Here is a 22,908-nt window from a genome sequence, read left to right on the forward strand (position 1 = left end):
TGCCCACCTCAGGAGCGGAACTTCTTGCGCAGGATCAGCGAATCGCGGTGCACCAGCTCGCGGTCGAAGCCCTCGCCGCGCTCGGCGACCAGATCGTGGGTGGAGCGGCCGAGCATGGCGGGCACGTCGACGGCGTCGTAGTTGACCAGGCCGTGGCCGACGAGCTCACCGTCGGGCCCATCCAGGCGCACCGGGTCTCCGGCCTGGAACTCGCCGGTGAAGCCGGTCACGCCCGCGGGCAGCAAGGACGCCCCACGCTCGACCACCGCGCGCACCGCGCCGGCGTCCAGCCTGAGCACGCCGCGGACCTGTGAGGCGTAGGCCAGCCACAGCATCTTGCGCGAGCGCCGCCGCCCGGAAGGATGGAAGAGGGTGCCCACCGGGTCACCAGCCAGGGCTTCGGCCGCCGAGGTCGCCGAGGCCAGCACCGTGGTGACGCCCGCGTGGGTGGCGATCTTGGCGGCCTCCAGCTTGGTCGCCATGCCACCGGTGCCCACCGCGGAGCCGCCGCGGGAGGTGTCGACCACCAGGTCCTCCACCTCGGGCACATCGGTGATCTTGCGGGCGCCGGGTCGCGAGGGATGGTCGGTGTAGAGCGCGTCGACATCGGACAGCAGGAACAGCGCATCCGCGCTGACCACGTGCGCGACGAGCGCGGCGAGCCGGTCGTTGTCGCCGAAGCGCAGTTCGTTGGTGGCCACGGTGTCGTTCTCGTTGACCACCGGCACCGCGCCCATCTCCAGCAGCCGCAGGAAGGTGCGCTGCGCGTTCGCGTAGGAGTTCTGCCGGCTGACGTCCTCGACGGTGAGCAACACCTGCCCGACGGTGAGCCCGTGCGCCGCGAACAGCGAGGTGTACCGGGCCAGCAGCAGCCCCTGGCCCACCGACGCCGCCGCCTGCCGGGTGGCGAGATCGCGCGGCTTGGTGGTCATCCCGAGCGGGTCGAGGCCGGCGGCCACCGCGCCCGAGCTGACCACGATCACCTCACGCCCGGACGCCCGCGCCGCGGCGATCGCGTCGGTGAGCGCGATCAGTTGCGCCATGTCGATCCGGCCGGCCCGGTCGGTGATGGACGAACTGCCGATCTTGACGACGATCCGCTGGGCCTCGCCGACCGCGCGCCGGATGGCTGCGCTCACGCGTCCTCCTCGTCGAAGGACGCGGCACGCCAGCTCTGCTTGGGGTCGAGGTCGAGGCCTTCGGCGGCGGCGCGGGCCGCGTGGTATTCGGCGTCGAGCTTCCGGCGCCGGGCGACGGAGGCGCGCTCGCCGTGCAGCCGCTCATCGTCGCCGCGCCGGGCCAGGATCTCGGCCCCCGAGTTGATCTGGGGCGCGAAGTCGAACACGACCGGGTTGTCGCCGGCGCCGATGGCGACGGCGTCGCCCGCACGGGCGCCCAGGCGGAGCAGTTCGTCCTCGATGCCGAGCCGGGTGAACCGGTCGGCGAGGTAGCCGACGGCCTCGGGGTTGGTGAAGTCGGTCTGGCGCACCCAGCGTTCGGGCTTGCCGCCTTCGACGCGCCACACGAAGCCGCCCTCGCCGTCGCCCATTTTGCGGATGCTGAACTCGGGGCCGCCGGCGACCGGCGCGGGCCGGATCACCACGCGCTGCGGGGGTGCGGCCGGGACGGCGGCCCGGCGGGTGCGGACCAGGTCGGCCATCGCGAAGGTGAGCGCCTGCAGTCCTTCGCCCGACTTGGTCGAGACCGGGAACACGCGCAAACCCCGCTCGAGCAGGTCGGGCGTGACGAGTTCGGCCAGGTCGCGGGCGTCCGGGATGTCGATCTTGTTCAGCGCGACCAGGCGGGGGCGGTCCTCCAGACCGCCGTGGGCGGCGAGTTCGCCCTCGATGATGTCGAGGTCGGTGACCGGGTCGCGGCCGGGCTCGTAGGTGGCGCAGTCGATGACGTGCACGATGGCCAGGCAGCGCTCGATGTGGCGCAGGAACTCATGCCCCAGGCCGCGGCCCTCGCTGGCGCCCTCGATCAGGCCGGGCACGTCGGCAACCGTGTAGGTGGTGTCGCCGGCCACCACGACGCCCAGGTTGGGCACCAGCGTGGTGAACGGGTAGTCGGCGATCTTGGGCCGGGCCCGGCTGATCGCGGCGATCAGCGAGGACTTGCCTGCGCTCGGGAAGCCGACCAGGCCGACGTCGGCGAGCACCTTGAGTTCGAGCACGATGGTGCGCTGCTCGCCCTCCTCGCCCAGCAGGGCGAAGCCGGGCGCCTTGCGGGCCGAGGTCGCCAGCGCCGCATTGCCGAGCCCGCCGCGTCCGCCGGCGGCGACGATCACCTCGGTGCCCTCGCCGATCAGGTCGGCGATGATCTGCCCGGTGTCGGCATCGGAGACGACGGTGCCTTCCGGCACGGCCAGCACGACGTCGGCACCGTTGGCGCCCGCCTTGTGGTCGCCCTCGCCCGGCTGGCCGTTGGTGGCGCGCCGCTGCGACTGGCGGTGGTAGTCGACCAGGGTGGTGAGCCCGGGATCGACGCGCAGGATCACCGAGCCGCCGTGGCCGCCGTTGCCGCCGTCGGGGCCGCCGAGCGGCTTGAACTTCTCGCGGTGCACCGAGGCGCAGCCGTGCCCCCCGTTGCCGCCACTGACACGGAGGGTGGCGCGATCAACAAAGGAGGGAATGGCCATGACGACGGATTCTACCGCTCACGCGCTCGCCGCCCGCCGCACCGGCAACGGTGGGCAGCGCTCAGGCCAGGTAGCTCGCGACCGCCGTCTGCAGGTTGCCGGACGCCTGAGCCAGCGCCTGGGCCAGCGGCGTTCCCTCCGGGGTGATGCACACGATGTCCCGGACGCCCTGGTCCAGCAGCGCGCCGGCGTCCGGGGCGACATGCCCGCCGAACAGCACCACCGGGACGCCGTGGGCGCGCGCCACCTCGGCCACGCCCGCGGGCGTCTTGCCCGAACAGGGTCTGGGAGTCGATCGATCCCTCACCCGACAGCACCAGGTCGGCGCCCGCGACCGTCGCGGCCAGGCCGACGGTGTCGCAGACCAGCCGGATGCCGGGCACCAGTTGAGCGCCCAGGTAGGCGAGCATCGCCCAGCCGAGGCCACCGGCGGCGCCGGCCCCCGGGGTCTCGGCGACCGCACCGGTGCCGGTCACCTCGACCAGCCGGGCCAGGATGCCGTCCAAGTGCGGCACCAGATCGGGGGTGGCGCCCTTCTGCGGCCCGAAGATCGCCGAGGCGCCGCGGACACCGAGCAGCGGGTTGTCCACGTCGCAGGCGACCCGCACCTGCGCGCCGGCCAGGCGGGCGTCCAGGCCCGAAGCGTCCACCCGCACCACGCCTTCCAATCCCGAGGGCGTGGTCGCCACGGGTTCGCCGGCCGCATCCAGGAACCGGACGCCGAGCACCGACAGCATGCCGGCCCCGCCGTCGTTGGTGGCCGAGCCGCCGAGCCCGATCACGAAGCGCCGGGCGCCGGCGTCCAGGGCGGCCAGGATCAGCTGGCCCACTCCACGGGTGTCGGCGGCCATGATGGCGCGCTCGTCGTCGGCGATCATCTCCAGCCCGACGGCGGTGGCCACCTCGAAGGCGGCCAGGTCGCCGGCGAGCGCGAGGCGTCCGGTCGCCGGACGGCCGAGGGCGTCCAGCACGCCGACCTCGACGATCCGGGCGCCCAGGGCGTCCGCGATGGCGTCGGTGAAGCCCTCACCGCCGTCCGATAGCGGCACCTCGACCGCTTCGGCGTCCGGGTGAGCCTCCCGGACGCCGCGCGCCATCGCCGCGGCCGCCTGCGCGGCACTCAGGGAATGCTTGAACGAGTCCGGGGCACAGACGACACGCATCGATCTTTCCTTTCGGTCCTTGATCTGATTCCTACACCTCAACGCACCAGGCAGGGGCGTTTGTTGTCGAACGTCCAGCCGGGAATCAGGAATTGCATCCCGGCGGCGTCGTCGCGGGCCCCGCTGCCGGCCACCTTCTCCCGGTACAGCTCCTCGGCCTCGGCCAGCCGGTCGGGGTCGAGGGTGATGCCCAGCCCCGGCACCTCGTTCGGCACCGCGATCTCGCCGCCGACGATCTGCGGGGGTGCCACGGTGAGCCGTTCCAGGCCTTCCTGCCAGATCCAGTGCGTGTCGAGGGCGTTGTACTCCCCCGGCGCCGCCGCACCGCAGTGCGCCACCATCGCCAGCGAGATGTCGAAGTGGTTGTTGGAATGGCATCCCCAGGTCAGGCCCAGGTCGTGGCACAGCTGGGCGACACGCACCGAGCCCTGCATGGTCCAGAAATGCGGATCGGCCAGCGGGATGGTCACCGACTGCAAGGCCAGCGCGTGGGTCATCTCGCGCCAGTCGGTGGCCACCATATTGGTCGCGGTGGGCAACCCGGTGGCCCGGCGGAACTCGGCGAGCACCTCGCGCCCGGAGAAGCCTCCCTCGGCGCCGCACGGGTCTTCGGCATAGGTCAGCACACCCACCTTGTCGCGGCACAGTTCGATGGCCTCGGCCAGCGACCAGGCGCCGTTGGGGTCCAGGGTGATCCGTGCGTCGGGGAACCGCTGTTTCAGCGCCAGGATCGCGCGCATCTCCTCGGCCCCGGCCAGCACGCCGCCCTTGAGCTTGAAGTCGCAGAATCCGTAGCGAGCGTGGGTGGCTTCGGCGAACCGGACGATCGCCTCCGGCGTCAGCGCCTCCTCGTGCCGGATCCGGTACCAGTCCACCTCGGAGTCAGGCTCGCGCACGTAGTCCAGGTCCGTCTTGTCCGGATCGCCGACGAAGAACAGGTAGCCGAGCGCCCGCACCGAGGTGCGCTGCTGCCCGCCACCGAGCAGTTCGGCGACCGGGACGCCCAGATACTGGCCGTGCAGGTCGAGCAGCGCCGACTCGATCGCGGTCACCGCGTGGACGGTGGTGCGCAGGTCGAAGGTCTGCAGGCCGCGCCCGCCGGCGTCCCGGTCGGCGAAGGCGGCATGCACCGAGGCGAGGATGCTGCGGTAGCGCGCCACCGGCTGCCCGACCACCAGCTCGGTGGCATCGGCCACCGTCTGGACGATCTTCTCCCCACCCGGCACCTCGCCGAGGCCGACGCGCCCGTCGGAGTCCTCGATCACCACGATGGTGCGGGTGAAGTAGGGCCCGTGCGCCCCGGACAGGTTGAGCTCCATGCAGTCGCGCCCGGCGACGGCATGAACGCTCAGCTTGACGACGCGCGGCGCGGTCACGACTCGTCCTGTTCCGGGGTCCCGCCCGCGCGCACCTCGACGCCGGCCAGCGCCTCGTAGAACTTCACCAGCGCGCTGTGGTCCTCGGCCTCGACGCCTTGCACCTGCAGGTTCATCATCATCTCGAAGACGGCCGCGGTCAGCGGCAGCGGCACCTGCGCGTCGTGCGAGGTGGCCAGCGCGTTGCGCAGGTCCTTGATGTGCAGGTTGATCCGGAAGCCGGGATCGAAGCGGCGCTGCAGCATCATCGGCGCCTTGGCGTCCATCACCGTCGACCCGGCCAGGCCGCCGCGGATGGCCCGGTAGACCGCCTCGGGGTCGACGCCCGCCTTCTGGGCGAGCACCAACGCCTCCGACACGGCGGCGATATTGAGCGCCACCACGACCTGGTTGGCGAGCTTGGTGATGTTGCCGGCGCCGATCGGGCCGACCAGCACCACCGAGGAACCCATCGCGGCCAGCACCGGCTCGACCACGGCGAAGGTCTCCGCGTCGCCGCCGACCATGAACGACAAGGTGCCGTCGATCGCCTTCGGCTCGCCACCCGAGACGGGGGCGTCCAGCATCGAGACACCCTGGGCGGCCAGGGCGGCCTCCACCTCGCGGGAGGTGGCCGGCGCGATCGAGGACATGTCGGCGTACAGCAGGCCCGGGCGCGCACCCTCGATGATGCCGCCCTCACCCAGGGCGACCTCGCGCACCTGCGGCGAGTCGGGAACCATGGTAAGCACCAGTTCCACCTGGGCGGCGACCTCGGCGGCGCTGGCGGCGCGGGTGGCACCCAGGTCGAGCAGTTCCTGCTCGCGCTGCGGTGAGCGGTCCAGCACGACCAGGTCGTGGCCGGCGCCCACGAGGTTCTTCGCCATGGGAAGGCCCATGATGCCGAGTCCGATGAATCCGATCTTCATGTCAATGCTCCTGTTGTGGTGGTGTGGGGATGAGGGGTCAGGCGAGCGCCGCGTCGAGGCGCTCGATGAGTCCGGGCAATGCGGCGGCGCTGGCCGGCGGGATCTCGCGGGCGGGGGCCAGGCAGTAGCCGGCGTCCACCCCGCGCAGCCGCATCGCCTCCTTGATCACGATCGGGAAGGTGCCGGTGTTGACCAGCAGCGACCGGACCTCGCCGAGCAGCGCCTGCAAGGCACGGGCCCTGGTGTGGTCCCCGGCGAGGTAGGCGCGGTAGAGCGCCACCACCAGATCCGGGACGGCGTTCGCCGTGGAGGCGATGATGCCGCTGGCGCCCAGGAAGAGCCCGGGCAGGATCACCGCGTCGTTGCCGACGATCACCGCGAAGTCGTCGGGGGTCTCGGTGATGTAGCGCTGGGTGAGCGCCATGTCGCCGGTGGAGTCCTTGACCCCGACGATGTTCGGCACCGCCGCCAGCTCGACCACGGTGGGCACCGCGATCGGCACCTTGGTGCGCCCCGGGTTGGCGTACAGCAGCACCGGCAGGTCGGTGCTGGCCGCGATCTGGGTGAAATGCGCGACGAGTTCGCTCTGCGACGGCGTCATGAAGTAAGGGGTGAGCACCGAGAAGGCGTCCACACCGCCCACCTGGTGCGCCATCCGCACCACCTCCAGGCAGTCGGGGGTGGTGATCTCGCTCGCCCCGCACCAGATCTGCACCCGGCCGGCGACCTGCTCGACGGTCACCTCCAGCAGTTGGCGCTTGGACGCCGCACTGAGCCCGTAGATCTCGCCGGCACTGCCGAGCGCGAACAGGCCGTCGACGCCGGCCGCGATCAGGTGGTCGATCACCGCCCGCAGTTTGGGCTCGTCGACGCGGCCGTCCTCGGTGAGCGGTGTGACCAGGGCGGGGAAGACGCCCGTGGGTTGGAACATGGTTCTCCTCCGAATCACCAGCGGGGAATGCTGGGGTCGAATGTGGGGTGGGTGCGGCGCATGTACGCCGTGTCGTTGCGCTCGGTCTGGCCGCAGTCCCGGTACAGCCGGTGCTGCCGTTCCAGGGCGTCGCGGTCGAGTTCGACGCCGAGCCCGGGCGTGGTCGGCACCGTGATGGCGCCGCCGCGGAACCGCAGGTCGTGGGCGACGACGTCCTCATCGGCGCGCTTCCACGGCCAGTGCGTGTCCAGGGCGTAGCTGAGCTGCGGGGTGGCCGCGCCGAGGTGGGTCATCGCCGCCAGCGAGATGCCCAGGTGGCTGTTGCTGTGCATCGACAGCCCCAGTCCCCAGGTCTCGCAGATGCCCGCCAGCACCGCGGAGCGGCGCAGGCCGCCCCAGAAGTGCAGGTCGCCGAGGATCACCCCGGACGCCCGCGCGGCGATGCCGGGCACCAGGTCGGCGAAGCTGACGATGGCCTGGTTGGTGGCCAGCGGCATGCTCACCCGCCCGGCCACCTCGGCCATCGCCTCGATGCCCGGGGTCGGGTCCTCGAGGTATTCCAGGACGCCGTCCAGTTCGTGGGCGACCCTGACCGAGGTCTGCACCGTCCAGGCACCGTTGGGGTCGATCCGCAGCGGGGCGTCCGGGAACGCCTCGCGCAGCGCGTGGATGGCCGCGACCTCCTGCTCGGGCCCGAACACGCCGCCCTTGAGCTTCCAGCCGGTGAAGCCGTAGGCCTGCTCCATCCGGCGGGCCTGTTCGACGATGCCCTCAGGCGTGAGCGCCTCGCCGTAGGCGTCCGGTTCGGCGCCCGGATGCCCGGCCCACTTGTAGAACAGGTAGCCGCCGTAGGGCACCTGGTCGCGGACGGCGCCGCCGAGCAGCTGCGCCACCGACAACCCGAGTGCCTTGCCCTGGGCATCCAGGCAGGCCACCTCGAAGGGGGCGAAGACCCGGTCCAGGGTGCTGGAGGTCATCACCATCCCCGACATGCCGGCGCCGGCCTGGCCGGTGTCCTCGCCCAGGACGCGGGCGGTGATCGCCCGGACCCGGTTGGTGTCGAAGGCGTCGGTCCCGGCCAGGGCGTCGGCCACCCGGCGCAGCCGCGCCAGGTGCGCCGAGTCGCCGTAGGTCTCGCCCAGGCCCAGCCCGGCGTCGGTGTGCAGGATCACGATGCCGCGCAGCGCGTACGGCTCGTGGACGCCGATCACGTTCAGCAGCGGCGGGTCGTGGAAGGCGACCGGGACGATCTCGATCCGGTCGATGGTCAACCCGCGGGGTTCAGGCATGGAGCGCCTCCTTGACGCGCTGGGACTGGAATCGGTTCCACAGCGGCGGCACGACCAGCGAGATCACGATCAGCGCGATGATCGTGCCCGAGATCGGGCGCTGCACGAAGCCGAGCGCGTCGCCGTCGAACATGCGCAGCGCCTGGCGGAAGGACGTCTCCAACAGCTGCCCGAGCACGAAGGCCAGCACCAGCGGCGCCGGCGCGAAGCCGAGCTTGTTCATCAGGTAGCCCAGGACGCCGAAGCCGACCACGACCAGCAGGTCGAAGGCGCTGAACCGGACCGTGTAGACGCCGACCATGGCGATGATGACGGTCAGGCCGGCCAGGATCGCCGGGCGCACCTTCAGGATCTTCACGAAGACGCCGATCATCGGGATGGACAGGATCAGCAGGAAGATGTTGCCCACGTACATCGAGTTGATCACGCCCCAGAAGATGTCCGGGTGCTCGCCCATCAGGCGCGGTCCGGGCGTGATGCCCTGCAGCATCAGCGCGCCGAACAGCACCGCCATGGTGGCGTTGGCCGGGATGCCCAGGGTCAGCAGCGGGATGAAGGAGCTGGTGGCCGCCGCGTTGTTGGCGGTCTCGGGACCGGCGACGCCTTCAATGGCGCCGTTGCCGAACCGCGAGGGATCCTTGGCGGAGCGCTTCTCGACGGCGTAGCTGACCAGCGACGACATGGTGGCGCCGCCGCCGGGCAGGATGCCGAGGAAGAAGCCGAGCACCGAGCCGCGCACGATCGCCATCCGCGACTGCAGGAAGTCGGCCCAGGTGGGCAGCGCCCGCTTGAACTTCGGCATCGGCGGGGCCGGCTTGTCGCGGCTCTCCAGGTTGTAGAGCAACTCACCGATGCCGAACAGGCCCATCGCGATGATGACGAAGTCGAACCCGTCGGCCAGCGCGTCGCTGCCGAAGGTGAACCGGCTCGACCCCATCAGCGGGTCGCGGCCGACGGTGGCCAGCAGCAGGCCCAGCGCGGCGGCGCCGATGTTCTTCAGCGGGCTGCCCGAGCCGAGGTTGGCCACCAGCAGGATGCCGAGCAGGGCGAGCGCGGCGTACTCGGGTGGGCCGAACCGTAGCGCGAAGCCGGCCACGCTCGGCGCGACCAGGGTGAGGCCGATGATCGAGACGGTGCCGCCGATGAAGGAGCCGATGGCCGCGATGCCCAGCGCCGAGCCGGCACGTCCCTGGCGGGCCATCCGGTAACCGTCAATGGCGGTGACGACCGCGGACGCCTCACCGGGCAGGCGCAGCAGCACCGACGTCACCGTGCCGCCGTACTGGGCGCCGTAGAAGATGCCCGCGAGCATGATCACCGCGGTGGTCGGGTGCACGGTGTAGGTGACCGGCAGCAGGATCGAGATGGTGGCGGCCGAGCCCAGGCCGGGCAGGACGCCGATCAGCATGCCGACGGTGACGCCCAGGAAGCAGAACAGCAGGTTGTGCGGCTGGAGCGCCACAGCGAACCCTTGCAGGAAGAGATCCATGGTGGGGCTCCTAGACCGGAAGCAGGTGCGGGATGGTGACCCGCAGTCCGACGATGAAGATCAGGTAGACCGCGGCGATCACGCCGAGGGTGTAGGCCACCGTGGAGAGCCAGCTCTCCTTGCCGATGAACTTCAGCCACAGCACCATCACGATCAGGGTGGGAACCTCGAAGCCGAGCGTCTCGATGAACCCGTAGGCGAACAGCGAGACGCCGCCGAGCACGACGTAGCGGACGCCGGAGGTGAACTTCTCAGTGCCCTGGCCGTGACGCGCACGCACCGCGAGGATGGCGGCGACGACCAGGCAGAAGACGCTCAGGATCAGCGGCCACATCTGCGGGCCCGGGTTCTCCGGCGTGCCCAGGGTGAGGGTGCGGCCGACGATCAGGAAGAACGCCCCGATCACACCGAGGAAGCCGGCGGCGACCAGGTTGAGGGCGACACCGCCGTCCTCGGGGGTGTCCTCGAATTCGAGCGCCTCCTGGGTGACGGCCAGATCGATGCCACTGAGATGGGCGCCGACGTCGGCGGTCCGCGGGGCGGGCTCCGGAGGGAGCCCGCCGTCGGGTGTGGGGGTCATATCCTCAGCCCTTCAGACTGATCCCGTTCTCCTGCACCACACGGGCGAAGGTGTCCTTCGCCTGCGAGATGTCGGAGACGACCTCGCTGCCGGGGACTTCCCAGCGCGAGATGAAGTTCGACTTCAGGAACGCGTCGTACTCGGGATCCTTGAAGGCCTCGGTGAGCGAGTTCGCGACCTTGGTCACGATCGCGGCGTCGGTGTCCTTCGGGTAGGCGATGAAGCGCTTCTGGTCGACGACGATGTCGTGGCCGGACTCCTTGGCGGTGGGAACCTCCGGCAGGAACTCCGAGCGCTTCTCGCCGAAGGTGGCGATCGGCCGGAAGGCACCGGATTTGATGTGCGGCATCGCCTCGGCGATCTGCACCGTGATGGCGTCCACCTGCTCGCCGAGCAGCGCGGTCACCGCGGGCGCACCGCCCTGGAACGGCACGTCCTTGTACTTGACGCCGTTCTTGGCCAGCAGCAGCGCCTGGGAGAGCTGGCCGCCGGTGCCGGTGCCGGCCGTCCCGTAGGCGAGCCCTTCCTGGCCGAGCAGCGCGGCCAGGTCACCGTCGGGGTGCTTGGCGGTGTTGACCACCAGCACGTAGTCCTCGACGGTGAGGCCGCCGACCACCTTCATCTGGTCGAAGACGATCGGGTTGGCGTCGTCCACGGCCAGCGGGGTGATGGCCATCAGGCTCTTGAACAGCATCACCATCTTGTAGCCGTCGGCACGGCTGCCCAGGACTTCCTTGCCGCCGACGGCGCCGTTGGCGCCGGCCTTGTTGACGACCGGGATGGGCTGGCCGAGCGGCTTCTCCAGCGCCTTGGCGACGGCGCGGCCGATCAGGTCGGTCGAACCGCCCGCGCTGGAGGGCAGCGTGAACTCGATCGGTTTGGTGGGGAAATCTGTTTCGGTCTTGGCGGCCCCGCCACCCTGGACGCCGCAGGCGGCGAGGGAGAGGGCGGTCACGCCGGCCAGCAGTGCTGCGGCGAGGCGCCGCGGTGTTCGGTGAGACTTCATCGTCTTCATTCCTTCCCTGACTACCGGAGGAGCCGAGCATCGTCGCCGCGGCGCCTGATCCGGAGGAACACCTCAAGCATGCGGCCGTTGGTGAAAGCTGTCCAGCACGACCAGGGCATGGTTCAATGCTTCTTAGGTATCACTGTCGATCCCGACCGGAGGCGCCCATGTTCACGCTGACCGAACTCCAAGGATTCGTCGCGGTCGCCGAGGAAGGCAGCTTCCGGCGCGGCGCGCAGCGGCTCAGCATCACCCAGCCACCGCTGTCGCGGCACATCCAGAAACTGGAGCGTTCCCTCGGCGTGGTGTTGTTCGACCGCGGCGCCACCGGCGCCCGGCTGACCCCGGCCGGCCGAGCCCTCCTGGGCGAGGCGCGCGCCATTCTGGAGCGTGCGTCCGGCGCTCAGCGGGTCGCGGCCGGCGCCGCGCTCGGCGAGTCCGGGACGCTGACGATCAGCTTCACCGCGGTGGTCGCCTTCACCCTGCTGGCCGGGCTGCTGCGTTCGGTGACCTCGGCCATGCCGGGGGTTCAGTTGCGGCTGATCGAGGCAGTGACCCGCCAGCAGGTGGAGAGCGTGACCGCCGGCGACGTCGATGTCGGCTTCGCCCGCGGCGTCCAGGCGACCGAGGTGCTGGCTACCCGCAAGGTTCATGCCGAGTCGCTGATGCTCGCCACCCACGACGCGCACCCGCTCGCCCAGCTGGGACGCGCCCCCCGCCTCGCCGAGATCGCCACCCAGCCCGTGGTCACCTATTCGCCGTCGCTGGCGCACTACCTGCACGACGTGGTGATCGCCGCCTTCATCGCCCACGACCTGACCCCGCACTACGTCCAGCAGGTGACCCAGGTGACCAGCGCGCTGGCCGTGGTCTCCTCCGGGCTCGGCGTCGCGCTGGTGCCCGCGTCAGCGCGTTACATCAGCGCCCCCGGCATCCGGCTGACCCCGATCGCCGACTGCGCGCCCGACACGGTCCAGACCGTGGCCATCTGGCGGCGCGACAACGACAGTCCGACGCTGGCACGCCTGCTCCGGCTGATCAATCAGGCCCCTCGCAGCTGAGCACATCCCGCTGTGACACGGGTGCGGGCGCACAGTAGGGTCAGGCCATGAAGGAACGACGCTGGCCCTGGCTACTGTCGGCTGCACTGCTGTTCGCCTCCGGCCTTGCCGCCGGATCGGCAACCTACCTGTGGTGGCTGCCCTGCGCGGGCCAGATGATGCCTGGGGCCGCCGGCTTCACCGACGCCTGCCTGGTCCGGATGGACGCGGGCCTGCCCTACCCGTTGGCGCACGCCGTGGAGCCGTTCGTCCCCGCGACGTACATCCTCGCCTCGGCGTCGATGGTGCTGGCCGCGGCAGCCTGGCTGATCGCGGCGCTCGCCGCGGCTCAGTGGAGCGGCTCATCGCAGTTGGCCGGCGTGGCGTTCGGCGCCGCCCTGATCTGGCTGGCCTGGGTCAGCCTGCACCCGGCTCCGCGCGAAGGCAGCGACGGACCACTCGAACAGCTCACCCTCGGGGCGGTCGATGTGACCGCGCTCGCCGCACTGGCATTCCTGTGGTCCGGCTGGCCCGGCGAGCGCCGCAGCGGGCCGCGCTTGTTGATCGTGCTGGCGGCCGTGACCGCCTTCAGCTTCCTCCGGATCGGGATGGATTACGCGGTGATGAGCGCCTGGAACAGCGCCAACTGGGACGCCCCGCCCGGAACCGGCTATCTCAGCGCCGCCGGGCTGGTGGTGGCCTCGGTTGCCGTCGCCGTGCTGACCCTGCGTCACCGCACTCCGTCCACCGAGCCTCGGCTCGCCGCCGAGGCCACGGCCCGAGTCTGAACGGCCACCGTTCCCCGGCGGCCTGTCTCTGATCGCCTGGCTCGCCCCTGGGCAGCGATCTGGCCGTGTGTGCCCGCGCTCAGCCCCGGCGGCCGCGGAAGGCGTCCATGTCGCGGCGCTCCTTCTTGGTCGGACGGCCCGCACCCCGGTCCCGGACCGCGACCTTGCCACCCATCCCGGCCACCGGCTCAGGTTTGGGCGGGGTCTTGTCGAGATAGGCCTGTTGCGCGACGGCGGCGCCGACCCGCTTGACCAGGTTCGGATCGAGCACCTCGACGACCCGCTCCTCGCCCTCGCGGCGCACCCGGATCAGGTCGCCGGTCACCACGATCTGCGCGGCCTTGGCCACCTTGTCGTTGACGCGCACATGCCCGCCCCGGACGCCGGCGGTCGCGTTGGAGCGCGTCTTGTAGAGCCGCACCGCCCACAACCACGCATCGAGTCGAGCCATATCACGACCCTACCCATCACCGGTCATGGCGAGCGCGTCCTCGCTAGGATCCGCCTCAGGCGCGCGGCGAGGCGCGCCACGAGCGAAGAAGGACCACCCGTGCACACCATCGTGGGGATCGACGTCGGCGGATCATTCATCAAGTGGGGTCGCGCGGACGCCTCCGGCGCCATCAGCACCTTCGAACGCATTCCCACCGAGCGCGAGAATCCCGACGGCGTGATCGAGAAGATCGCCACGATCATCCGCACCGAGCCGGACGCGACCCGGGTCGGCATCAGCATCCCCGGCATCGTCTCCCCCGCCGGGCAGCTGGTCACCCCGGGCGCGATCACCGGCCTGGCCGGGCGCAACGTCAAGGACGAGGTGGAGGCGCTGACCGGGCTGCCGGTGGCGGTCGTCAACGACGCCCACGCCGCCGGGCTCGCCGAGCGCTGGGTCGGCGAGGGCGCCGACAGCGACCATTTCGTCTGCGTGACCCTGGGCACTGGCGTCGGCGGGGCGATCTTCGCCGACGGCAAGCTCTATCGCGGGTTCCGTGGTGCGGCCGGCGAGCTGTCGATGGCGCCGATGGGCCCCACCCTGCCCGGCGACGCGGTACCTCAGGGCACGGCCTACTGGTGTGGTGCCGTCTTCGGGTTGAGCCGGATCTACAGCCAGGCGCAGGGACTCAGGGAGCCCTCACAGTGGTTCACCGACACCTGGGAGATCCTGCGCCGTGCCGAGGCCGGGGACGCGGTCGCCTCGGCAAGTGTCGAGGAGTTCCTCGACCACCTCTCCACCCTGTTCGTCAGCCTGCTGGCCGTGCTCGACCCCGAGCGCATCCTGATCGGCGGCGGGCTCAGCGAGTACGAGGGCTTCGTCGCCCGCGTCCGCACCCGCCTGCAGGACAAGATCGCCGACTACCCGTTCCTCGTCCAGGGCTACGCCCCCGACGTGCGCGCCTGCCGCAACGGGAACCAGGCCGGCACGCTGGGCGCGATCTACGCCGCCAGCCTGCTGTGAGCGTCATCCCTCGCGGACACACGACGAGGGCGGCCCCGACCGGGACCGCCCTCGTTTCGTCTGTGCTGGGTGTGGCTCAGGCCTCGGCCAGCGCGATGTTCACGACCTTGCGGCCACGGCGGGTGCCGAACTCGACAGTGCCAGGCTGCAGCGCGAACAGCGTGTCGTCCTTGCCACGGCCGACGTTCTCGCCGGGGTGGAAGTGAGTGCCGCGCTGGCGGACCAGGATCTCGCCGGCGTTGACGACCTGACCGCCGAAGCGCTTCACGCCGAGGCGCTGCGCGTTGGAGTCGCGACCGTTACGGGAGCTGGATGCGCCCTTCTTGTGTGCCATGTCTGGATCTCCCTCAGCTCTCGATGCCGGTGATCTTGACGCGGGTGTAACGCTGGCGGTGGCCCTGGCGCTTCTTGTACCCGGTCTTGTTCTTGTACTTGAGGATGCGGATCTTCGGGCCCTTGTGTTCGGCCACGATCTCGGCCGTCACGGACACCTTCTCCAGCTTGCCCGCGTCGGTGGTGATGGCGTCGCCGTCCACCAGCATCAGGGGGGTGAGATTGACGGTCGAGCCAACCTCAACGTCGGTGATCCGGTCGACGGTGAGGACATCCCCGACAGCCACCTTGTGCTGGCGTCCGCCGCTGCGCACGATCGCGTACACGCCTGACCTGCTTTCCTACGAATTGTCGTCGTCTTGGCCGAACACGGACGCGGTACGCCCCATTCGGTCGGCGCCGGAGCCAACGGAAAACCGCCGGCCCGCACGGGCACCGGGGATCAAGAATACGGCCCCCGCCCGAAGCGGTCAAACCAGGACGTTCCCCGGCGCGCGACACCCACCAGCGAGGTGCCCGGTGAGCGAATACGCACGCGCGTCATCATATCTTGCGCCACACGATATAATGTGCGGCATGATGACGGACGAGGTCGGCTCCCAGCTGCGCCGCGGCGTGGTGGAGTCCTGCATCCTCGGCCTGCTCAGCCGGCGTCCGATGTACGGCTGGGAACTCGCCCAGGTTCTCATCGACTCCGGCCGGATCATCGGCGGCATCGGCACCCTCTACCCGGTCCTGACCCGGCTGAAGAAGGCCGGGCTGGTCACCAGCTTCGACCGGCTCTCCGACGAGGGCCGGTCTCGCCGCTACTACGAGTTGACCGCCAGCGGACGCGACGCGCTGGACGCGTTCCGGCAGCAATGGGAGCAGTTCGTTCCCGCTGTCACCCGCCTGATCACGCCACCCGAGCCGATCACGCCATCCGTGGCGATCACCCCATCCGAGAAGGGACGCTAGCCATGCCGACCCACGCACGCCTCACCGGTGAGGCCTACGCCTATCTCGACCGCGTCCGCACCCTGCTGACCGGAGTCGATGCCGAGGTGGCGGACGCGCTGATCACCGGGCTCGCCGAGGAACTCGACGGGCTCGGCGAGGACGAGACCCGCGCCCGGATCCGGGAGATCGGCAGCCCCGAAGAGGTGACCGCCGAGGCGCGTGCCGAAGCGCGGCCCAGCGCCCCGCCGTCCTGGCCGGCCTCCACGACTCCCGCTCCCTCGTCCTTCTACGCGCCCCCTCCGCGCCAGCACGACGCCGACTGGTACACGATCCTCACGGCACTGGCGGTCACCGTGGGCGGGTTCGTGGTCCCGGTGATCGGCTGGATCATCGGCGTGGTGATGCTGGCCGCCTCACGCACCTGGCGGGTCCACCACAAGGTGATCGGCACGCTCGCGGCACCAGGGGTCGTGTTCGCCGGATTCGTCCCGTTCGCTACGCCCACCGTGCAGTCCTCCCCCGCTCAAACCTGGCCGGACGCCGGCGGGGCCTCACTGGGCCCGCTGCTGCCCGAGCACACCGAGGAGACCGGGATGCTCGTGATGGTCCTGATCCTGGCGATCCTGCCCTGCGTGGCGATCTGGCTGATCGCGTCCGCCAACCGGATCAAGAGGCAGGAACGCCCGGCGAGCAATCGATGACCACCCACCGGGCGTCCCGGGTTGCATCGGAGCCTCAGCTCGCCTGGGGCGCCAGCCAGACGGTGGTCTGAGCCGGCAGGATGCCGTTGCCGACCGGGCCGCTGGCGATCAGCACCTCCCCCGCGGGCAGCGGGTAGGGCTGGGTGCCGAAATTGGTCACCACCCGCCAGCCGTTGGGACGCCGGAAGCTCAGCACGTCGTCACGTCCGGTCTGCTCCCAGGCCAACTCCTCGCCGCACTGCAGTTCGCGGCGCAGGTGTAGGGCCTGGCGGTACAGGGTGAGCGTGGACGCCGGATCGTCCGACTCCACCTCGACGGCGGACGCCGCGAACCACGCGGGCTGCGGCAGGTGCGGGGCCGCGGACCCGAACCCCAACGACGGCCCCTCGGCCGTCCAGGGCAGCGGAACCCGGCAGCCGTCGCGTCCGATCTCGGCCCCCTCGGTGCGGAAGAAGGTCGGATCCTGGCGCTGGTCGTCGGCGATTTCGGCGACCTCATGCAGGCCGAGTTCCTCGCCCTGGTAGAGGTAGGCCGACCCTGGCAGGCCGAGCAGCAGCAGCGTGGCGGCGCGCGCCCGGCAGATTCCGCCCTCACGGTCCAGCTCCGGGGAGGCGCCGCGGCTGAGCAGCCAGGCAGCTCCCGCGCGCTCCTCAGGCTCGCCGTCGACGCGTTCAGCGGCGTCGGCCAAGGTGCCGACCGGGGGAAGCCCGTAACGGGTGGCATGCCGCACCACGTCGTGGTTGGACAGCACCCAGGTCGTGGACGAGCCGGAGCGGGAGGCCAGGTCGAGGTTGTGGTCGATCACCTGGCGGAACATGTCCGCGTCGAAGTCGGCCAGCAGCAGGTCGAAGTTGAACGCCTGGCCGAGGCTGTCGGGGTGGGCGTACCGGGGCACCCGGTCGGGGTGCACCCAGGCCTCGGCGACGGCCGTCCGCGGCGGGTCGTACTCGTTGAACAGCGCGCGCCACTCGGCGTAGATCTCCTGCACCTCGTCGCGGTCGAACAGCGGGTGGCGTCCGTCGATCGGCATTGCCGACAGTTCCGCCTTGGACGGCAGCGGCTCGCTCAGGTCCTTGGTGAGCAGGTGGGCCACATCGATGCGGAAGCCGTCGACGCCCCGGTCGGCCCAGAACCGCAGCGTGGTGAGGAATTCCTCGTGCACCTCGCGGTTGTCCCAGTTCAGGTCGGGTTGTTCCCGGGCGAAGTGGTGGAAGTACCACTGGCCGTCGGCGACCCGTTCCCAGGCGGGTCCGCCGAAGGTGGAGACCCAGTCGGTGGGCGGCTCGGAGCCGTCCTCGCCGCGGCCCTCGCGGAAGATGTACCGCTCGCGCGCGGCCGAACCGCGGCCCGCCTGGAGTGCCTCCTGGAACCACACGTGCAGGTCAGAGGTGTGGTTCGGGACGATGTCGACCACGACCTTGATGCCGCGGGCATGCAGGGCTTGGGTCAGGGCATCGAAGTCGGCAAGGGTGCCCAGACGCGGGTCGACGTCGCGGTAGTCGGCCACGTCGTAGCCGCCGTCAGCCAGCGCCGAGGGGTAGAACGGGCTGAGCCAGACGGCGTCCACGCCCAGTCCGGCGAGATAGTCGACCCGAGACAGGATGCCGGGCAGGTCGCCGAGGCCGTCGCCGTTGCTGTCGGCGAAGCTGCGCGGGTAGATCTGGTAGACGACCGCCTGGCGCCACCATTCGGCGGTGGCGGCGGCCGGACGGGATGGTGCGGAAGAGGACAAGAGGAGTCCCTTTCTAGGGTTGGTTCGAGACAAGCGGAGATGAGAAGACGGTGGCGCCGACCTGACGTCAGCGCCACCGCCTTCTCGAAATGGGTTGGATCAGCCCTTCACGGCACCCTGGGTGACGCCTTCCATCACCCAACGCTGCGTGAACAGGTAGGCGATGACGGCCGGAGCCATAGCCATCAGGTAGGACGCGAACGACACATGATAGTTGTTGCTGAACTGCGACTGGAAGATGTTCTGGCGCACGGGCAGCGTCTGCTGCGTGGCTTCCGCAATGATCAGCGACGGCATCATGAAGTCGTTCCAGGCGTACAGGAACGCGAAGATGCCGACGGTGGCGCTCATCGGGGCCAGCAGCGGGAAGATCAGCTGCGAGAACGTCTGCCAGGTGGTCGCGCCGTCAATGCGGGCGCTCTCCTCCAACTCGTAGGGGATCGACCGCAGGAAGGCGGTGAACAACAGCACGCTGAAGCTCAGCTGGAACATCGTGGCCAGGATGACCACACCACCCGGGTTGGCCAGGCCGACCAGGCCGGTCAGCTGGATCTGCGGCAACGCCACCACCGGGAACGGGATGAACATGGCCGCGAGCAGGTAGAAGAACGAGTACCGGAAGAACTTGTGGTCCCAGTTGCGCACGATCGCGTAGGAGGCGAACGCCGCCAAGACGATCGTGCCCACCACGGTGCCGGCCGTGACGAGGATCGACACGCCCGCGCCGACCGGGAAGTTCGTCAGCGCCCAGGCCTTCTCGAAGCCCTCGATGCTGAACGGGTTCGGGATCGCGAACGCTTCACCGTTGACCGCCTGCGCACCCGACTTGAACGCCATCGAGACCGTCACGTACAGCGGGATGAGGACAGTCAGCGAGGCCAGGATCAGGATGATCGTGCCCGCCCAGTTCACGCGCTCCGGCTTCATCCGGATCTTCTGCGGTGCGGACGCCGCAGGGATGGGGGTCGCGGCCATTACAGGCTCCTTCCTTGCGTCAGCCGCAGCTGCAACAGCGAGATGATGATCGTGATGATGAAGAAGACCGTGGCGTTGGCCATCTGGTAGGCGTAGTCGCCACCGTTGAAGCCGCCGATGATGGTCATCGAGATGCTTCGGGTGGCGGTACCCGGACCGCCGTCCGTCAAGCCCTTGATGATGTCGTAGGCGCCGAGGAAGTTCTTCAGGCCCAGGATCATGTTGATCACCACGTAGCCGAAGACCAGCGGAAGCGTGATGCGCATCAGCTGCCGGCTCTTGGAGGCACCGTCGATGTCGGCGGCCTCGTACACGTCGCCCGGCACCGCGAGCAGGCCCGCGATGTAGATGAGCAGCGTGCCCGGAACGGACTGCCAGGCCGTCACGATGACGATCGCGACCCAGGCGATGTTCGGGTTGGACAGGATGGACGTGGACAGCACCTCGATGCCGAGCGCCTGCCCGATGCCGGGCAACGTGTGGTTGAACAGGAACTGGAAGACGTAGGCGATGATGATGCCCGAGATCACCATGGGGATCACGAAGATCGTGCGCAGCGCCGTCTTGATCCGGATGCGCGAGGTGAGCAGTACCGCGAGCAGGAACGAGATCACGTTCACCACGATCACGGTCGCGAAGGCGAAGCCGAAGGTGAACAGGTAGCTCTGCAGCACGGCGGGATCGCTGAACAACGCCATGTAGTTGGTCAGGCCGACGAACTTCCAGTCACCGACGCCGATCGAGTCGGTGAAGCTGAAGAAGATGCCGACAGCACCGGGGATGGTGATGGCGCCCGTGAACAGGATCAGGCTGGGCACCAGGAACCACCAGTAGAGCGGTTCGACGCGACGGCGCCGATGACGCACGGCCTGTGTCTGGCCGGCTGTGGTCGAAGACATGGATGGGACTCCTTTGTTCCGTGTCACTTCTGGCGGAAGGCGAGTCGCGCCCAGTCCGCGTCGAGGGTCGCCAGGGTGGTCTTGGGATCAGCGCCGAAGACCATCGCCTGGCCGTAGTTGAAGACCGGAATCGACTTGTGCACCAGCACCGACGGGCCCTGGTAGATCTTGCCCTCCTCGTAGTAGGTCTTCATGCCGGCCACGCGCGGATCGTCGTTCTGCCGGGCGTCCGTGGTGGGCGCGAAGCCGAGCTGCGAGGCGTTGTAGGCGTCGATCACCTCAGGCGTGTAGAGGTACTCGAGGAAGTCGAGCGCCGCCTCGTGGTTCTTGCCCTTCTCGGGAATCCAGATCGCGAGGTCCATGTTGACGCGGATCTTCAGGTCGGCCGGATCCTCGGTCATCGGCAGCGGGAAGGTGCCCAGTTCCAGATCGGCCGGCGCGCTCTTGGCGATCTCACTGAACGCCCACGGGCCCTGCAGGTACATCGCGGCCTTGCCCTGGGAGAACGCCAGGTTGCCGTCACCGTAGAGCCGGCTGCCGGCGTCCCCGTTCACGTACTTGTCGGTGAGCTGGCGCATCTTCGTCATCGGCTCCAGGAAGTCCTTCTGGAAGGACACCGCGGAGTTGGGCCCGACTTGGTCCTTCTCGGCCTTCAGCTTGTCGAAGAAGTCCTTGACGTCGATCGAGCCGCCGATGGTGTAGTCGAACCAGCCCTGGCCGATCGTCCACGGGTCCATGAAGGTCGCGTAGAAGGGATCGACGCCCGCCGCCTTGAGCTTGTCGGCGGCCTTGATCAGTTCGCTCCAGGTCTTGGGCACCTCGATGTTGTGTTGGGCAAAGATGCCCTTGTTGTAGATGACCGAGGCGGCCATCACCGAGTACGGCAGCGCGCTGGTGCGGCCCTCGCACACGCCGTACTGGTCGACGAGCGGGGTCAGATCGGGGTTGATCCGCTGCGCGGCCTTGGTCTTGGAAAGGTCGGTGAGCGTGCAGCGTTCGACGAAGCGCGACACCTCCATGTTGTGGTTCGCCAGCGCGATGTCGGGCGGGTTGCCACGGACGAAGCTCGCGGAGGTGACATCCACACCCGAGGTGTCCATGACGACCTCGACCTTGTTCTGCGACTTGTTGTAGTCGGCCACCACCTGGTTCATGTGGTCGATCGCCTCACGCTTGCTGAAGGCGAACTTGATGGTCTGCTTGCCGCTGGTCGCTCCGCACCCGGTCGCGCCAAGACCAACCGCGACGACAGTGAGGACGGCGGCTGCTATTCGAGCAACTCGGCGTCGAGTCTGAGGCACTTTTGTGTCCTTTCATCCGGGCCGCACCCACGCTGGTGCACCCGTTATTTGATTCGTTAACTAGATTTTGCTCTCAAATCAAGTTGACGCTCTATGATCCAACGTGACGCCAACGGAGGTCAAGTCACTTGCCCAGGATTGCCAAAGCCACCAGGACGCCCGCACGAGCGAGCCTGGAAGCCGCCTTGCGCTTCGCCTGGGACGCCGGCGCCTTCACCAGCAGCGACGCGATGGCCGGCGTCGGCCTCACCCGATCGACAGCGATCGAGGCCATCGACGCGCTCATCGATCTCGGCCTGATCCGCGAGTTGCCCAACGCGCGGGCCGTCGGCGCCTACAGCAAGGGACGCCCCGCACGCCGCTTCGAACTCGATGGCAGCGCGGGACTGGTCGTCGGCGTGGACGCCGGGCGCTCCCACGTCACCACCATGGTCACCGATCTGCGCGGTGTGCCCCGGCACCAGGCGACCGTGGACGCCGATCCGGGCGACGACTGGGACGAACGGCGCGCGCTGATCGACACGGTCGTGCGCGAGACGGTGAACGCCGTCGGCGACGCCGACGATCGTCCGCCCGTGCTGGCCGCCTGCGTCGGTGTGCCTGCTCCGGTCGACGACCAAGGCCGCTCCCCCGACCATCGCCAGGGGTTCTGGCGCCGTTCCAACCCCGACCTGCTCGGCATGCTGCGGCGCTCGGTGCCGCTGGTGCGGGTGGCCAATGACGCCTCACTGGCCGCGGTCGCCGAGGGCGCCGTCGGCGCCGCGCAAGGATGCGACAACTACGTCGCCCTGCTGGCCGGGCTGCGCTTCGGCATGGGCGTGGTCGTCGACGGTCACCTGTTGCGCGGCGCGCACGGCGGTGCAGGCGAGACCATCGCGTTCAATCACATCGAGGGGGTGTCCCGCTCCTCCGGCGTCGGGGAACGGCTGGAGGTCTGGGCCAACGAAGCCCGCGATTCGGGACGGATGCCCGCCACGCATCCGCTCACCGATCTGCCGCGCCGCGCGATCACGGCCGAACGCGTCGTCGCGCTCGCGGCCGCCGGCGATCCGCTGATGGGCGAGGTGGTGGCCCGGGCGGCAACCATGCTGGCGCGCATCTCCGGGGTGATCGGCAGCTTCTACAACCCCGAGAAGATCATCGTCTCCGGCGCGGTGGCCGCCGGGCTGGACCAGCTGGTCGAGCAGGCGAACGCCGTCGTCGCCGAACACCTCGACCTGCCCGCCCCCACCCTGATCGCGTCGCCGCTCGGCGGCGAGATCGTGGCCCTGGGTGCGGTGTCGGCCGCACGCGAACTGGCCCGCGACGGCGTCCTTACTTTGATGCAGAACTCGACTGTCAGCCACCCGTGACATGCTGAG

At 69.7% G+C, this 22,908-nt stretch carries 23 protein-coding genes and 1 pseudogene; 6 read left to right on the forward strand and 18 right to left on the reverse strand.

All coding sequences use genetic code 11. The annotated features are described in order from the left end of the window. Window positions 1–8: 8 nt before the first annotated feature. From proB to QM708_RS02985, 11 genes and pseudogenes are all read right to left on the reverse strand, one after another. A complete protein-coding gene (gene proB, locus QM708_RS02935) occupies window positions 9–1,139 on the reverse strand; it encodes a glutamate 5-kinase (RefSeq protein WP_415104224.1) in 1,131 nt (376 codons plus the stop codon). Continuing rightward, window positions 1,136–2,641, reverse strand: coding sequence for a GTPase ObgE (gene obgE, locus QM708_RS02940; RefSeq protein ID WP_415104226.1), 1,506 nt, complete (start codon window positions 2,639–2,641; stop codon window positions 1,136–1,138). The genes proB and obgE overlap by 4 nt, the downstream gene beginning before the upstream one ends. 61 nt (window positions 2,642–2,702) lie before the next feature. Beyond that, window positions 2,703–2,948, reverse strand: coding sequence for a glycerate kinase (locus QM708_RS02945; protein ID WP_415111250.1), 246 nt, complete (start codon window positions 2,946–2,948; stop codon window positions 2,703–2,705). Continuing rightward, window positions 2,923–3,804: pseudogene (locus tag QM708_RS02950) on the reverse strand (glycerate kinase); the annotation flags it as partial. The pseudogene QM708_RS02950 and the gene QM708_RS02945, both read right to left, overlap by 26 nt. Before the next feature lie 38 nt (window positions 3,805–3,842). Beyond that, complete coding sequence (locus QM708_RS02955; protein WP_415104228.1) at window positions 3,843–5,180, reverse strand: enolase C-terminal domain-like protein; 1,338 nt, start codon at window positions 5,178–5,180, stop codon at window positions 3,843–3,845. Continuing rightward, window positions 5,177–6,088, reverse strand: a complete 912-nt coding sequence (gene garR / locus QM708_RS02960; RefSeq protein ID WP_415104230.1) for a 2-hydroxy-3-oxopropionate reductase — start codon at window positions 6,086–6,088, stop codon at window positions 5,177–5,179. The genes QM708_RS02955 and garR overlap by 4 nt, the downstream gene beginning before the upstream one ends. A gap of 37 nt (window positions 6,089–6,125) precedes the next feature. Beyond that, window positions 6,126–7,019, reverse strand: a complete 894-nt coding sequence (gene dapA / locus QM708_RS02965; RefSeq protein ID WP_415104232.1) for a 4-hydroxy-tetrahydrodipicolinate synthase — start codon at window positions 7,017–7,019, stop codon at window positions 6,126–6,128. Between the two features lie 14 nt (window positions 7,020–7,033). Then, the gene (locus QM708_RS02970) at window positions 7,034–8,308 is read right to left on the reverse strand and encodes a glucarate dehydratase family protein (RefSeq protein WP_415104234.1); all 1,275 of its coding nucleotides are present in this window, start codon (window positions 8,306–8,308) and stop codon (window positions 7,034–7,036) included. Beyond that, window positions 8,301–9,797: a tripartite tricarboxylate transporter permease gene (locus tag QM708_RS02975; RefSeq protein ID WP_415104236.1), complete on the reverse strand. Its 1,497-nt coding sequence runs from the start codon at window positions 9,795–9,797 to the stop codon at window positions 8,301–8,303. Before QM708_RS02975 ends, QM708_RS02970 begins: the two co-directional genes overlap by 8 nt. Before the next feature lie 10 nt (window positions 9,798–9,807). Next, window positions 9,808–10,377, reverse strand: coding sequence for a tripartite tricarboxylate transporter TctB family protein (locus QM708_RS02980; RefSeq protein WP_415104238.1), 570 nt, complete (start codon window positions 10,375–10,377; stop codon window positions 9,808–9,810). Between the two features lie 4 nt (window positions 10,378–10,381). Then, entirely contained in the window at window positions 10,382–11,383 is a 1,002-nt protein-coding gene (locus QM708_RS02985; protein WP_415104240.1) for a Bug family tripartite tricarboxylate transporter substrate binding protein, read from the reverse strand. A 167-nt stretch (window positions 11,384–11,550) separates the two neighbouring features. Here QM708_RS02985 and QM708_RS02990 point away from each other — a divergent pair, with 167 nt between their 5' ends. Both QM708_RS02990 and QM708_RS02995 read left to right on the forward strand, forming a co-directional pair. Then, window positions 11,551–12,444 (forward strand): LysR substrate-binding domain-containing protein, encoded by an 894-nt coding sequence (locus QM708_RS02990; RefSeq protein WP_415104242.1) that lies wholly within the window; start codon window positions 11,551–11,553, stop codon window positions 12,442–12,444. A 47-nt stretch (window positions 12,445–12,491) separates the two neighbouring features. Further along, the gene (locus QM708_RS02995) at window positions 12,492–13,211 is read left to right on the forward strand and encodes a hypothetical protein (RefSeq protein WP_415104244.1); all 720 of its coding nucleotides are present in this window, start codon (window positions 12,492–12,494) and stop codon (window positions 13,209–13,211) included. Window positions 13,212–13,290: 79 nt separating this feature from the next. Here the strand turns inward: QM708_RS02995 and QM708_RS03000 are convergent, their stop codons facing one another. Continuing rightward, window positions 13,291–13,662: an RNA-binding S4 domain-containing protein gene (locus tag QM708_RS03000; protein WP_415104246.1), complete on the reverse strand. Its 372-nt coding sequence runs from the start codon at window positions 13,660–13,662 to the stop codon at window positions 13,291–13,293. Between the two features lie 99 nt (window positions 13,663–13,761). Between QM708_RS03000 and QM708_RS03005 the strand changes: the two genes are divergently transcribed. Beyond that, complete coding sequence (locus QM708_RS03005) at window positions 13,762–14,667, forward strand: ROK family protein (protein WP_415104248.1); 906 nt, start codon at window positions 13,762–13,764, stop codon at window positions 14,665–14,667. Between the two features lie 76 nt (window positions 14,668–14,743). Here the strand turns inward: QM708_RS03005 and rpmA are convergent, their stop codons facing one another. Both rpmA and rplU read right to left on the reverse strand, forming a co-directional pair. Then, window positions 14,744–15,001, reverse strand: a complete 258-nt coding sequence (gene rpmA, locus QM708_RS03010) for a 50S ribosomal protein L27 (RefSeq protein ID WP_415104250.1) — start codon at window positions 14,999–15,001, stop codon at window positions 14,744–14,746. A 13-nt stretch (window positions 15,002–15,014) separates the two neighbouring features. Beyond that, window positions 15,015–15,326 carry a 50S ribosomal protein L21 gene (gene rplU / locus QM708_RS03015; RefSeq protein ID WP_415104252.1) on the reverse strand — a complete coding sequence of 104 codons (312 nt, stop codon included), beginning with the start codon at window positions 15,324–15,326 and terminating at the stop codon, window positions 15,015–15,017. A gap of 250 nt (window positions 15,327–15,576) precedes the next feature. On the opposite strand from rplU, the gene QM708_RS03020 reads away from it, so the two are divergent. Together QM708_RS03020 and QM708_RS03025 are read left to right on the forward strand one after the other, a co-directional pair. Then, window positions 15,577–15,957, forward strand: a complete 381-nt coding sequence (locus tag QM708_RS03020) for a PadR family transcriptional regulator (protein WP_415104254.1) — start codon at window positions 15,577–15,579, stop codon at window positions 15,955–15,957. A 2-nt stretch (window positions 15,958–15,959) separates the two neighbouring features. After that, complete coding sequence (locus QM708_RS03025; RefSeq protein WP_415104256.1) at window positions 15,960–16,640, forward strand: hypothetical protein; 681 nt, start codon at window positions 15,960–15,962, stop codon at window positions 16,638–16,640. Between the two features lie 34 nt (window positions 16,641–16,674). On the opposite strand, the gene QM708_RS03030 is transcribed toward QM708_RS03025, so the two are convergent. The 4 genes from QM708_RS03030 to QM708_RS03045 all read right to left on the reverse strand — a co-directional run bounded on the left by QM708_RS03030 (window position 16,675) and on the right by QM708_RS03045 (window position 21,547). Continuing rightward, entirely contained in the window at window positions 16,675–18,372 is a 1,698-nt protein-coding gene (locus QM708_RS03030) for a glycoside hydrolase family 13 protein (RefSeq protein WP_415104258.1), read from the reverse strand. A 99-nt stretch (window positions 18,373–18,471) separates the two neighbouring features. Further along, on the reverse strand, window positions 18,472–19,347 hold the full coding sequence (locus QM708_RS03035; protein ID WP_415104260.1) for a carbohydrate ABC transporter permease: 876 nt from the start codon (window positions 19,345–19,347) through the stop codon (window positions 18,472–18,474). Then, a complete protein-coding gene (locus tag QM708_RS03040; protein ID WP_415104262.1) occupies window positions 19,347–20,246 on the reverse strand; it encodes a carbohydrate ABC transporter permease in 900 nt (299 codons plus the stop codon). The genes QM708_RS03035 and QM708_RS03040 overlap by 1 nt, the downstream gene beginning before the upstream one ends. A 23-nt stretch (window positions 20,247–20,269) precedes the next feature. Further along, window positions 20,270–21,547 (reverse strand): ABC transporter substrate-binding protein, encoded by a 1,278-nt coding sequence (locus QM708_RS03045; protein ID WP_415104264.1) that lies wholly within the window; start codon window positions 21,545–21,547, stop codon window positions 20,270–20,272. A 128-nt stretch (window positions 21,548–21,675) separates the two neighbouring features. On the opposite strand from QM708_RS03045, the gene QM708_RS03050 reads away from it, so the two are divergent. Beyond that, window positions 21,676–22,899 carry an ROK family protein gene (locus QM708_RS03050; RefSeq protein ID WP_415104266.1) on the forward strand — a complete coding sequence of 408 codons (1,224 nt, stop codon included), beginning with the start codon at window positions 21,676–21,678 and terminating at the stop codon, window positions 22,897–22,899. Window positions 22,900–22,908: the final 9 nt, after the last annotated feature.

The sequence above is a fragment of the Propioniciclava sp. genome, assembly GCF_047602245.1.
GTDB lineage: Bacteria > Actinomycetota > Actinomycetes > Propionibacteriales > Propionibacteriaceae > Propioniciclava.

Excerpts from the sequence above, each read along its gene's own strand:
- QM708_RS02975 (WP_415104236.1), bottom strand. The coding sequence starts at position 9,797 with ATGGATCTCTTCCTGCAAGGGTTCGCTGTGGCGCTCCAGCCGCACAAC.
- QM708_RS03040 (WP_415104262.1), bottom strand. The coding sequence starts at position 20,246 with ATGTCTTCGACCACAGCCGGCCAGACACAGGCCGTGCGTCATCGGCGC.
- garR (WP_415104230.1), bottom strand. The coding sequence starts at position 6,088 with ATGAAGATCGGATTCATCGGACTCGGCATCATGGGCCTTCCCATGGCG.
- dapA (WP_415104232.1), bottom strand. The coding sequence starts at position 7,019 with ATGTTCCAACCCACGGGCGTCTTCCCCGCCCTGGTCACACCGCTCACC.
- QM708_RS02970 (WP_415104234.1), bottom strand. The coding sequence starts at position 8,308 with ATGCCTGAACCCCGCGGGTTGACCATCGACCGGATCGAGATCGTCCCG.
- QM708_RS03025 (WP_415104256.1), top strand. The coding sequence starts at position 15,960 with ATGCCGACCCACGCACGCCTCACCGGTGAGGCCTACGCCTATCTCGAC.
- QM708_RS03035 (WP_415104260.1), bottom strand. The coding sequence starts at position 19,347 with ATGGCCGCGACCCCCATCCCTGCGGCGTCCGCACCGCAGAAGATCCGG.
- QM708_RS03020 (WP_415104254.1), top strand. The coding sequence starts at position 15,577 with ATGATGACGGACGAGGTCGGCTCCCAGCTGCGCCGCGGCGTGGTGGAG.
- obgE (WP_415104226.1), bottom strand. The coding sequence starts at position 2,641 with ATGGCCATTCCCTCCTTTGTTGATCGCGCCACCCTCCGTGTCAGTGGC.
- QM708_RS02985 (WP_415104240.1), bottom strand. The coding sequence starts at position 11,383 with ATGAAGTCTCACCGAACACCGCGGCGCCTCGCCGCAGCACTGCTGGCC.
- rpmA (WP_415104250.1), bottom strand. The coding sequence starts at position 15,001 with ATGGCACACAAGAAGGGCGCATCCAGCTCCCGTAACGGTCGCGACTCC.
- QM708_RS03000 (WP_415104246.1), bottom strand. The coding sequence starts at position 13,662 with ATGGCTCGACTCGATGCGTGGTTGTGGGCGGTGCGGCTCTACAAGACG.
- QM708_RS02980 (WP_415104238.1), bottom strand. The coding sequence starts at position 10,377 with ATGACCCCCACACCCGACGGCGGGCTCCCTCCGGAGCCCGCCCCGCGG.
- QM708_RS02990 (WP_415104242.1), top strand. The coding sequence starts at position 11,551 with ATGTTCACGCTGACCGAACTCCAAGGATTCGTCGCGGTCGCCGAGGAA.
- QM708_RS02995 (WP_415104244.1), top strand. The coding sequence starts at position 12,492 with ATGAAGGAACGACGCTGGCCCTGGCTACTGTCGGCTGCACTGCTGTTC.